The organism is Bradyrhizobium sp. 187, assembly GCF_023101005.1.
GTDB classification, from domain to species: Bacteria; Pseudomonadota; Alphaproteobacteria; order Rhizobiales; family Xanthobacteraceae; genus Bradyrhizobium; species Bradyrhizobium canariense_D.
Genome location: NZ_CP064693.1, coordinates 2,997,551 through 3,009,205 on the forward strand (window position 1 = coordinate 2,997,551; position 11,655 = coordinate 3,009,205).

Consider the following 11,655-nt stretch of genomic DNA (forward strand, 5'->3'; position numbering starts at 1 on the left):
AGATATATGCATATTAAATATTAATTTGATACTCTCGATTGGGGCTCCGGCAACGGGCTAGCAAGCCCGAAAGGCCATGGAAATGCTGGCAGTCTGCCGGCGGCGCACGCCTCGCAATCTCCATTTTTCAAACAAAATTTTGGTTGAAAGTCTATTTAATATATAATACCAATAAAGTAAATTTAAATCAAGGGGAGCGCATCGTGAGCCAAAGTGGCAATGAAGATGACGACCGGCGGGCGTTCCTGAAAACCTGCGGAAGATTCGCGGCCGTGACACCCCCCGTCATGACGCTGCTGCTGTCGACCTCGCTGACCTCGACAGCCATCGCACGTTCAGGCGGACAGAACGGAGCAACGCAAGGCGATGACAGGGACCAGTCATTCTTCGACAACGATCGTCCGTCCTCTGGGGCCTCGGGGTCCTCTGGCGGCGGGTCACCTGGAGGTAGTGGCGGACCTGGGGGGCGCCGTGGTGGCTCATCTGCTGCTGGAAAGCCATCCGGCGGGGGCGGCAGATCGGGCGGAGCGACCGGTGGCGAAGGACCTTTCGCGACGGGAGGGAACTCCGGAAATCCGGCCGCATATGGAGGGGTCGATTGTGCAGATGAAGAAGACGACGAGCGGAGGCACAAGCCCGAGTGCGAGCGAGCCGCCACTCGACTTTCGAGCGCAACCCGCTCCGAGCCTTAACAACGGTTCGATCCGCTGTTGTTGCAAGCTGAGCAGCCAGACCCAATGGAGCGTGCCGCGCGCCGGGGCACATGAGTACTTTTTTAACGCGCCGCCGCATCGTCATCGGCAACGCAGCATGCCGAATTAGTCGCGTTTTCCTTTGATTGCATATTTTTTTTGCCCACGTCAAAGCTGGCGGAATTCTCGCGGACATATTGCTAGGAGAACTCACATGAAAATCTGCGCTCGAGTGGACAACCCTGCCGCTGTTCTTCGCCAGCGTCTCGAAGCCCTTGCCTCTCAACTCGCAGAACTTGAGAGTCTCAGGGACCGGGTGGATCGAGAAGAGAACCATCAGCGCGAGCGGCGCCAGTCCGGCTATCTCAGACGACGAGCAAGCTCAGAGTGCAACCGAGCGGTCGCTGCAACGTCGCAGATCTAAAGCTCCGCCTGGTCGCAACCCATCAAATTATTTCAGCGAGAGTCCGAAAGCGAACGGATGTTTCGAATTTAATCGATCATATTTGGCTTCGGCAGGGGGCGAGCGGTTCATCCGCAGCAGCCTCCGGTCACGCCGAGAACAGGGGCGCTGGTTTTCTGGCGCAGTACGTGCCGGGAGCGGGGAGTCTTCAATCCATTAACTAGTTTCGCTTGAAAGGATGAAAGCTCGTGAATGATGCCAATGTGAAAGTCGAAGCGCAGGCCGATCCGGTGAATGAGAATACGAATGGTGCAAAACCAAGGATCGATTTGCCGCTTTTGAATTTCCAGGAACTCTTCCGTGGATTCGCCGAGCAGGGCGCCGCACAGACCAAGAAAAATATCGCGAGCATGAAAGCGACTTCCGAGGAGATCAGCGACATTCTCCGTGAAGCCTGCTCAATGAACGCCAGAGGGGCCGTCGATTACGGTGCCAAGGTCATCGAGATTTCCAAAGACAATACCAGGGCCACCCTGGAGTTTTTATCCCGGCTCGCTGAGACCAGGTCGCTGCTGGATATCGTGCATCTTTCGACCGCCCGAAGCCGCGAGGCTTTCGAAGTCGTCTCCGCACAGAATCGGGAGCTCTGGGAGCTCGCGCAGAAAGTTGCGATCGAGACGACCGAGCCCATCAAGACCAGCTTCAATAGGGTGTTTCACAAGACCGTCTGAACCGAGGCTACCGGCCGCGCGGTTCGACTGGACGGACATCTCCGCGACGAGGGGACGCTCGGTCCAGTCGATGGCGGGGCAGCGTGCCCTGACCGCGCAACAGGTTGCAGGAGATCAAGATGGGTGTGGTGATGATCAAATGCCCGGAAACGGGCGACGCCATTTCGACGGGTATCGAAACCGATCGCGAAAGGTTTCGTTGCAGCGCGGTATTCTTTCGCGCACCTATTGCCGGGTCTGCGCGGCTACACACGAGTGGTTCGCGCGAGAGCCCTGGGTCTACGAGCCTGCCCTGGATAGTCGGTTTCCGGGCGGCTGGCAGGCGTCTCGCGCCGGCGCGGCGTGAATAAGTCCTGCTGCGCCACGCGAAACGATCCGATCGATTCTGCGGCTCATCACCTTGTAGCACTCGCATGACACGGCTTCGAGCCGCGGCCGGTCAATCTCGAGCTGACCGCGGCGGTTGGATTTCAAGGCTCGAGACGCGCGCAATGCCCTCACAACATGCGTGACCGTGGTGCGCCGGACCCCCAGTAGCTCCGACATAGTCTCCTGTGTCAAAGGGAGGGGATTGCTGCTATTCGCCCGGTCGTGAATTTGAAGCAGCCAGCAGGCCATCCGGGCTTCGACGGAATGCAGTGCATTGCAAGCCGCGACGTGCTGAACCTGCGTCAGCAGCGATCTCGTGAAAATCTGCGCCATGGATGCGATGGCGGGGCTGCGCCCCAGAGCTGACAAAAATTGCGCCGCCGGAATCTGCAGCACGGGCCCTGGTACGCGGACGACTACCGTCACAGATGAGTGGGATGTGCCAAGCGCCAACGTTAGACCGATCGCACCTTCACGACCGATCACCGCTGTGGCGGCAGTCTGCCCGTTCGGCAAGTCCACGATGAAGGCAATCGCGCCGCCACAGGGGAAGAGAAGGTGCTCGATCCGATCTCCCGATCGGACCAGTACGGCGTCGCGCTCGAGCACGACTTTCCGCAGGTGAGGCGCAAGCAAAGCGAAATCGGCCGGCGGCAAGGCTGCTAACAATCGATTACCAACTCTGGTCGCGTGGTCCATCATGGGATTCGTCCCCACCGATGTCCGGCGCTAGGTCTCGTGCCGGCTGGTGCCAGCTGGTCTGCACTACTCAACAGCGATCCAATCGGTCACCGGAGATATGGTTCCAATTGGGAGTCGTGCGTGTGCGACGGCACCGCCACGCACGATCCCGCGAGATCCTGCGATTGGCGCCAACTGGAGACCGGCAGGCTCGCGGGCATTGCAGTTGATGTCGGCCGAGCCTATCGCTCGTCCGCCTTCTCGGGAACCGGAAGAGTGTCCTCGGAGCGGACGCTCTATGCCTGTGGGACGGATGCCAATTTTCGGCCGAATATGCTCAGGCGGCGACTGCCTAATCATTGAACGTTCTTAACTCGTGGCTAAACTCTTAATCAGGCGGGTCCCAGGTTTGGGCCCCGCCCACCGCACCTCGCAAAGCCTTAGGCCGATCCACGGTTTGAAGACCGAATTAAAACGGCTTTTCACGTCGAGACCGGCAACGATAGCTGGCGGTTCAAAAGCCGAGACGACGATCACGCGACCCGCGCTCGTCTCGCCTCCGCTATCCCGGCCAGCTCCGACGAGACGAGCGCTACCAGCAAACCCCGCCGCGCAAAGGGGTCAAAATTGGGGTCTGACTCATTTCCGATGAAGTTTGCCGGGCGACTGTGGTTCTCAAACGGAGAATCAGCGCCATGCGGACGGGCTTTCAAATCTCATCGCTAGTACCGAGTGGTTTGGTGTTTGATGGTGTAAGTGACTCAATGGATTCGGTTATTCTGGCTGTTCGGTCAGAGGCTGCGGAGGCCCAATGCCCTTTGTGCGCGACAGCGTCGCGCCGAATCCATAGCCGATACATCCGGCACGTGGCTGATTTGCCGTCAGCGGGCAGAAGGGTGCGCCTCCGATTGCTCACGCGGCGCTTCACATGTGAGGTGCCGCATTGCCGCCGGCGGATCTTCGCGGAGCGGTTTGGAGAAGACATCGTCCCGCTTCGACGGCGCCGGACGGCACGGTTGGAATACATCGTCCATCACTTGGGGTTGGCGCTCGGCGGCCGGCCGGCGGCAAGCTTCGCCAAGCGGCTCATGCTGCCCGTCAGCAACGATACCTTGCTGCGGGTGGTCCGCCGGCGGACGGCGATGCCGACAGATCCATTGCTTGTTGTGGGCATCGATGACTGGGCGTTCCGGAGAAATCATCGATACGGGACGATCGTGTGCGATTTGGAGCGCCGGCGGATCGTTACCCTGCTGCCCGACCGGGAAACGGCGACCGTTCGGGCGTGGCTATCGAAGCACCCAGCGATCAACATTGTGTCGCGAGATCGCGGTGGTGGATACGGCGAGGCAGCAGCCAAGGCGCTGCCGAACGCCATCCAAGTCGCCGACCGCTGGCATCTGATGGAAAATGCGAGCGCGGCCTTCCTTGATGCGGTGCGCCGCTCCATGAACAGAATCCGAACCGCAATTGGAGCGACGACGATCAACCCGGAATTGCTGACCTGTGCGGAAAAGCTGCGCTATCAGGGCTATTTGCGGCGGCAGGACAGCCATGCCGTAATTACGGCTCTCGTCAGCGACGGTGTGTCGCTCAAGGAGATCGTCCGCCGCACAGGACATAGTCGCAATCTGGTTCGCCAAATTAGCCGCGGCGGCGGTACGGATATGTTCCGCACCCGTCAAAGCACCCTGGACGGGCATCTGCCGTTCCTGGACGCGCAGTGGTCAGGCGGCTGTCGCAACGGTGCCGAGCTCTGGCGCCGCTTGAAGGGACAAGGCTTCAAGGGATCGCTGCGCGTCGTGGCGGAATGGGCGACGCGACGGCGACGTGCCGAGACCATCAGCCATCAACAATTGCAGAAGGTCCCCGCCGCCAGGACGATAGCGCAGCTGATGACGACGAAGCGCGACCACCTAACCAAAGCCGAGACCGTCACGCTTGCGGTCATCGAACAAAACGTTCCTATGCTGGCCGATGCCCAAGCTCTCGTTGGCCGCTTCCACGCGATGATCCGAAAGAAGGCCGAGATGGAGCTCGAACCTTGGATTGATGACTCCAAGCGGAGCCTCATTGCCTCGTTCGCGAATGGCATTGCCAACGATAAGGGCGCGGTGCACGCGGCTATCACGCAACCATGGTCCAATGGCCAAGTGGAAGCTCAGATCACCAAGCTCAAGCTGGTCAAACGGCAAATGTACGGGCGCGCTAAGCTCGATCTCCTTCAGGCTAGGCTGATTGGCGCGCCATAAAAACAATCACGATCATCGAATATGCGTCAGAGCCAAAATTGGACGCCGATGAGGGGGCAAAATTTGCAAACGATGACGTAATTGCGGTCGGCGCTCGTGGCATGCAAGCCGCATTATCGTCGAGCCCTCGCAATCACCTGATTCGAAGGAGCTCCCATGAAGCAGTACGTCGGGCTGGACGTCTCACAGAGAGAAACCGCCGTATGCGTTGTCAACGAGACTGGCCAAGTAATCTTCGAAGGAAAAGCCAAGTCTAATCCTGGTGCCTTGACCGACCTGCTTCGCAACATGCGCCTCAAGCCGAGCGTATCGGCTTCGAGACGGGTGCGATGGCGAGTTGGCTATGGCATGAACTCCGCAGGGTTGAGCTTCCGGTGGTCTGCATCGACGCTCGGCATGCGCACGCAGCTTTGTCGGTCCGTATGAACAAGAGCGGTCAGAATGATGCGCGAGGCCTTGCAGAACTGGTGCGAGTGGGATGGTATCGAGAGGTCAAGGTCAAAAGTGAGGAAAGCCAAAAGATCCGAGCGATCCTTGTCGCTAGATCTCGGCTAGTATCGATGCGCCGAGACATTGAGAACCAGATTCGTGGCTTGATCAAGGAATCTGGATTACTATTCCCTCGCGCGATCGGCCAACAGTTCCGCAACCAGGTCAGCGAATTCTTAGGCGCTGATCATTTACTCCTCAACGTGATATCGCCGCTGCTCTCGATCCATGAGAACATCTGTCGAGAACAGGAAAAGTTCGACAACGAGGTCCGCCAGTTGGCGAAGCTGGACGAGACGACGCGGCGACTGATGACGGTCCCGGGTGTCGGCGTCGTCACGGCCCTAACGTTCCGCCACACGATCGATGATCCCTCGCGCTTCCGATCGGCGTCGACAGTCGGCGCTTACCTCGGCCTTACGCCGCGACGTAGCCAATCCGGCGAAACCGACACCAACGGAAAGATATCTCGACGGGGCGACCGGCTTCTCCGAACTTACTTGTTCGAGGCCGCCACTGTCCTTCTTTCTCGAACCAAAAAGTGGTCTTCTCTAAAGGCCTGAGGCATGAAGCTCGCCAACCGGATCGGCATGAAGAAGGCAAAGGTCGCAATTGCCCGAAAGATCGCCGTGATTCTCCACTGCATCTGGGTCGATGGCACATCGTTCGACTGGGTCCAGCCGAAGCCAATCTAATATTTGCTCGCAAGTTCCTGGTCCGGTCCGCCGGACTGGCGATGTCCCGCTGGGACGGTGGTTGTGGTGACCTCGGTCAATCGGCTGGTGGCGGTTCGCCCGCACTCCGCTGCAGACGTTGAGGCGCCCGATCCGGACATCATCATGAGGCGCTCGCGACCTCGGAAAGGACCATGACCCCATCTACGACATCAACCCAACTCGCTGAAGCCGCCAACGATGTCGATTGCCAATCCCGCTAGGCAATCGTCTCGCCATCCGCGATCGCTCCGTCTCCGCAACCTGACCAGCTCCGACGGAGCAATCGCTACGGGCGTGTCACTGGAGAGAGGAAGAATGGTAACTTGACAACAAACCGCAATTAAAGGGCCGATCTCCTCCAGAAGAATGTTCAAGGCGCTCGGGCCTTCTAAGCACGCGATCGGCCATACCGGAAGGGCGGCAAAAGCACTGGGTGAAGAGGTCAAGAACCGGATCATCCCGCAGTACACCGGGAGCTTTGATCGGGCGAGCCTTTGCGGCGCTCGGGTTTCGGAGGACTCTCTCGAACGCGAGGCAATCTGCACGTCTTTGCGCCCGATGATCCGAGCTGGACGCCATCGACCTTCCAACGTCAAAACCCGCGTGAAAAAGTCCGGAATGCCGAATGGGCTGCTCACGTTGAGAGACGCCCCCCGTTTTAGAGACGTTGCGGACTAGGCACGGTACTGCATTTGGCCCCGAATTCGATCAATCCGGGCTAGAACCTTCTCTCGTGACGATAGCTGTCGATTTCAAATATATGATTTAATTCGTTTAAAAATGTGATTTAATCATAACAACGAAACGTTGTAAGTCATTTGGACGCATCTCCGCGGCAACCTGCGGACCACGAGGGAGGTTCACATGGCTGTTCTCTTTGGCGACACAAGTGGATCACTCACGGGCCGACAGCATGGCGCAGCGCAAACACTGGTTGGTTCCGATCCGACAAACACACTGTTCGGGGATGCTGGCGTGGACTTGCTCGGCCGCGCGATCGGCGGCAACGACACGTTGCTGACGTCCGGCTCTGGAAGCCTATATGGTGATGCGGGCGGAAACATTTCTGATCATGCCCGGGGCGGCAGCGACACGTTGTCCGCTCAAGTATCGGCGCCCGCTATCATTCCCGGCGAGACCTTCAGCCTGGATATGTACGGTGATGCTGGAGGCAACATTTCGGACTGGGCCATTGCGGGCAATGACATGTTCAATGTCGAATTGCCCCTGGCCTTTACGCCCGGAGTGAGGGTGAATGCCTATGGCGACGCTGGCGAAACATTGTCTGGTCAGTCCCAGGGTGGTGACGACAACTTCGGCGTCACTGCTGGCGGACATCAAACAATTATCGTGTATGGAGATGCGGGTGGAAACCTGATCAATTGCGCGGTCGGCGGTAATGACACATTCGTTGGTCACATCGGACCGGATGGGAGTTTTGTGTTCTATGGCGACGCTGGCGGAGGCTTGCTCGGGCATACCCGGGGCGGCAATGACAGCTTCACTGCGAGCGGATCCGAGTACAACACCTATCTCTATGGTGACGCCGGCGGCGACATGGCCGGTCATGCGGCCGGCGGCAATGATAGTTTCGCTGTGAGCGGGATTAATCCGTTCAATTTTGTCTTCGGCGATGCCGGTGCAAATATGTCCGCTTCCGCCGCCGGGGGAAACGACACGTTCGACGACTCTAGCGACGCAACACTCGCTGACCGAAATGTCTTTTCCGGCGATGCTGGCGGGAACATGTCCGGCTCTGCCCACGGAGGGGACGACACGTTCAACAAGACCGGCTTAGGAGGAAGTACGTTCTATGGCGAAGTCGCGGGCGACATGTCTGGTCGTGCCCAGGGCGGCAATGACACATTCCAGGCCTCGGGCACGCAAAACCAAAATCTCTTCTACGGCGATGCCGGCGGCAATATGGGCGATCAGGCCGTTGGCGGCGACGACACCTATTTCGGTGGCAACGTATTTTCCCAGCTCATCAATCAAGCATATGGCGATGCTTCGACTATGTCGGGCCGCGCGCATGGCGGCAATGACACCCTGGTCGGCGGCAATGATCCGAATCCGCATGCCGTGGGCAGCTACGAGACCATTCTCGTCGGCGATGCCCAATCCATGTCCGACTACGCGCGCGGCGGCAACGACAGGCTGGTTAGCGGCACGGGAAACGATGACATATGGGGCGATGCCCAGATGATGCTCGGCTTTGCCCAAGGAGGGAACGACACGTTCGTGTTCGATTTCGATAACGGGCACGATAAAGTCGAAGACTTCGGACAGGGACTCTCGAATCAGGGCGCCGATCACATCGACGTCTCTGCGCTCGGTATCGAGAACTTCAGCGATCTGAGCTTCTCACCGTTCGATCCTGTCACGCACGAGAGCACGGTCACGTTCAGTCCAGGCAACGACGTGGTGGTGCATAGCCAGCAAGCACTCAGACCTCAGGATTTTATCTTCGCGCCACATCAAGACGGTTTGTTGGCCTGAGCCGTCGCTCAAGACCGCCCGCACGCTCGACATACATTCAGCCTCGTGCCTACTTCAGGGCGCGACGAGGTTATCGGGTTATGGTCGGTCCCAGACAGCGTTCGGTCCCATCCCGTCGTGCTGCATTGTTTTCCGTGTGGACACGCGAAGCTGAAAGTTGCTGCGGTGCAGGTCCGGTTGTGGACCCAAAGCGGACTCCAGCGCATCGCGCTGCCCCTGAGGGAGTAGCGAAGCCTCGAATAGCCTTGGAGCAACTTATGGGCGCACTTTCGTGACCGAGCCCGTTAACATAGTTAAATTGATTTGCTGGTTTTTCCCGATAGTTTTTTGCGCAGGGGAGAACATTCATGCGAAGCTCTCGCGCAATCCTTTATGCCCAACGACTTAGCGAACTCACCTCTCAGCTCTCAGAATTGGAATATATTCGAGGTCTAGTCGAAGAAGCAGAGCGAAGCGCCCGCAGTGTGCCTCCATTACGCTTGACACATCCTGCTTCGCGCCGCCTTCGAACTCGTGAACCAGGCGCCCTGTCTGTCCGCTTCCGTCGCCGCGCGCCACCAAGCTGGAATGCAGGCGCTATCAGCCCCTGACAACGACAACCAAGTCAATCGGACTTTGCTGGAGCCATTCCCCGACGGATGGTGGGCTTCCTCCTAAAACCTCTCCAAGCGCTGGCTTACCGCGCCTTGGACGAGAGCCAGGGAACCGCCAGCAATGTGAGGCGGCTCCGCACGTTGATACGCATCGCCGGCCGAGGGTCTAACCGTAGGCGCCGGTGGCTGAGAGACAATTCCGCGCTCCCGCCTGCATGTTAGGAGCGCAAAATGGCCGAAGAATTCAGCGCCGAGACACGCCGCCGGCTCGAGCGAGCCAACGAAACCATCGCTCAAAGTCGTCAGTTAGCCACGGAACATCGCGCACTCGTCGCTGAGTGCGAACTAAATCTCCGACACAGGCTGCTCAACATTGCCACCCTGCCTACTGATGACCTGGAGCGCCGGGTCCGCGCACCTGAGGGGAGTGGACTGCACCCCCTTGTGGCCCATCAAGTTGCGCCTCGTTCGGAGGAGGTCCGCTCATCGCGCCACAGCAGACCAGGTTGTTCAACTTGAGTTCTTCGCATTTTGACCCATTGCAAAAGCTTCGAGCGTTCGTCTTTACGAACACGTGCTGGGGACCCACTCCATGCCACAGCACGGGATAAACGTTGTGCTCGACATCGCCAGGAATGTCCTCCCTTTAGCCATGAGTTGCTTCGGGGTGATTGCGGTGACCCACAGCAGTCGTCAAGCTACTGGCTAGTTTTCTTGATGCAAACTGGCTCACTGTTGGGGACGCTCTTGCAATCCCAATCTGGGCCGAAGCCAGATGCCTGATGAACGGACGGATATCGAACAAGAACGACAGCACAGACACATATCAGAACAACGGCAAAGAGGACGACGAAGACGTCACTGCGTGCGAGCTGCCACCTGAGCCATCTCATCGTTCGTTCCCGGGTTAACTACCATTCTCGCAATTAGCCTCGCCTCGCTAGAGATTCATTCGACCAATTCGGAGAAATTGAGCAATTGGCGCGAGGCCAGCTTTTGGCCCATCGCTTCCTTACGCGGTGTCGCTGCATGTCGGCTCACAAGGGCAGACCGGAAGTTTGCAGCCAGGGGCCAGGTCGGCGGCTTGTGACCCGTTGCTAACGTGAGCTAGTGAGCGTTCATTGCGCGCAATAGAAAACGAAGGCCCGGGCGTTCGTCATGCTTAAGACAGCGGATCTGTTTGGGGGTCGGTTATTTCGGACTACGCAGCGTGGAGCGCTGCTCATTCCACGCCGCCAGCAGAGGTTTCAGCAGCTCGTCAAGCTGAAGCGTGCTGGGTTGGCGGCCGGACGGGACGGCATTGAAGGATCCATCGGGATTGGACTGCCGTGACGATGAAGATGCCCTGGCCAAAGGCAGGACGTAAGCGGGGCTGCGAGGCCCACCAGATTGTTTGTGCGTAGACCTGTGAGCGCCGTTAGAAGAGTCATCTTCTGCAAGGGTGCTCACAATGGACGACCATTCGGACGACATAAGACGACCGTTGTCACCGCGCATAGAAGTGTACGCCGGCGGCGGCCGGAAACAGTGGCCAGATGATTTGAAGGCGCAGATTGTCGCGGACAGTCTCGAGCCGGGCGCGATCGTAACAGATGTCGCACGTCGCCATGGCTGCCGGCCCCAGCAGGTGCATGACTGGCGGCGCCGGGCGCGTTTGGGTCAACTGGTGCTGCCAGCTGCGGCGGGTGCACTGTCGTTTGTGCCGTTAGTGTCGGAATCGTCGCCATCGGCGGCTGCAGCTCCCTCCGGGGCGCCGGAAGCAGCCGTTGTGACGGTTGAGCTCCATGGGGCACGAGTTGAGGTGCGAGGGACGCCTGGACTTGCCGTGCTGAGTGATGTGTTTGTTGCGTTGCGCCGGACACGTTCATGCTGACGGCTCCCGCTAACCTCATGATTTACGTTGCGAGCCGACCTGTAGACTTCAGGAAGGGCGCGGATGGTCTGGCGCTGTTGGCGAAGGAGACGCTGGGCCACGATCCGATGAAGGGCGTGGCGGTGGTCTTCCGTGCGAAGCGCGCTGATCGGGTGAAGATCGTGGTCTGGGATGGTAGTGGCCTCGTGCTGTATTGGAAGCGGCTTGAGGGCAGCGCCTTCAAGTGGCCGCCGGTCGTTGACGGCGTCATGCGAATGAACGCCGCGCAGTTGTCCGCGCTTCTGGCCGGCATGGATTGGACACGCATGCATGCGCCTCGAATCCCGCAGCCGAAAGCGCTTGCGTAGGACATAAAAT

At 58.8% G+C, this 11,655-nt stretch carries 6 protein-coding genes and 3 pseudogenes; 8 read left to right on the plus strand and 1 reads right to left on the minus strand.

Annotated elements, in window-relative coordinates; all coding sequences use genetic code 11:
- Positions 1–200 precede the first annotated feature (200 nt).
- Both IVB19_RS40660 and IVB19_RS14075 read left to right on the plus strand, forming a co-directional pair.
- A pseudogene (locus tag IVB19_RS40660) lies at positions 201–539 on the plus strand (hypothetical protein); the annotation flags it as partial.
- Between the two features lie 804 nt (positions 540–1,343).
- Positions 1,344–1,826 (plus strand): phasin family protein, encoded by a 483-nt coding sequence (locus IVB19_RS14075; RefSeq protein ID WP_247821528.1) that lies wholly within the window; start codon positions 1,344–1,346, stop codon positions 1,824–1,826.
- Positions 1,827–2,105: 279 nt separating this feature from the next.
- Here the strand turns inward: IVB19_RS14075 and IVB19_RS14085 are convergent, their stop codons facing one another.
- On the minus strand, positions 2,106–2,897 hold the full coding sequence (locus tag IVB19_RS14085) for a Crp/Fnr family transcriptional regulator (protein WP_247821529.1): 792 nt from the start codon (positions 2,895–2,897) through the stop codon (positions 2,106–2,108).
- A gap of 465 nt (positions 2,898–3,362) precedes the next feature.
- Here IVB19_RS14085 and IVB19_RS40415 point away from each other — a divergent pair.
- The 6 genes and pseudogenes from IVB19_RS40415 to tnpB form a co-directional block, all read left to right on the plus strand.
- Positions 3,363–3,515, plus strand: a pseudogene (locus tag IVB19_RS40415) (IS21-like element helper ATPase IstB); the annotation flags it as partial.
- Between the two features lie 56 nt (positions 3,516–3,571).
- A complete protein-coding gene (locus IVB19_RS14090) occupies positions 3,572–5,128 on the plus strand; it encodes an ISL3 family transposase (protein WP_247356678.1) in 1,557 nt (518 codons plus the stop codon).
- Between the two features lie 156 nt (positions 5,129–5,284).
- Positions 5,285–6,312, plus strand: a pseudogene (locus IVB19_RS14095) (IS110 family RNA-guided transposase).
- 885 nt (positions 6,313–7,197) lie between these two features.
- Positions 7,198–8,832: an autotransporter outer membrane beta-barrel domain-containing protein gene (locus IVB19_RS14100; protein ID WP_247456647.1), complete on the plus strand. Its 1,635-nt coding sequence runs from the start codon at positions 7,198–7,200 to the stop codon at positions 8,830–8,832.
- Positions 8,833–10,875: 2,043 nt separating this feature from the next.
- Entirely contained in the window at positions 10,876–11,298 is a 423-nt protein-coding gene (tnpA, locus tag IVB19_RS14105; RefSeq protein ID WP_247282116.1) for an IS66-like element accessory protein TnpA, read from the plus strand.
- The gene (gene tnpB, locus IVB19_RS14110; RefSeq protein WP_247282115.1) at positions 11,292–11,645 is read left to right on the plus strand and encodes an IS66 family insertion sequence element accessory protein TnpB; all 354 of its coding nucleotides are present in this window, start codon (positions 11,292–11,294) and stop codon (positions 11,643–11,645) included. Before tnpA ends, tnpB begins: the two co-directional genes overlap by 7 nt.
- Positions 11,646–11,655 lie beyond the last annotated feature (10 nt).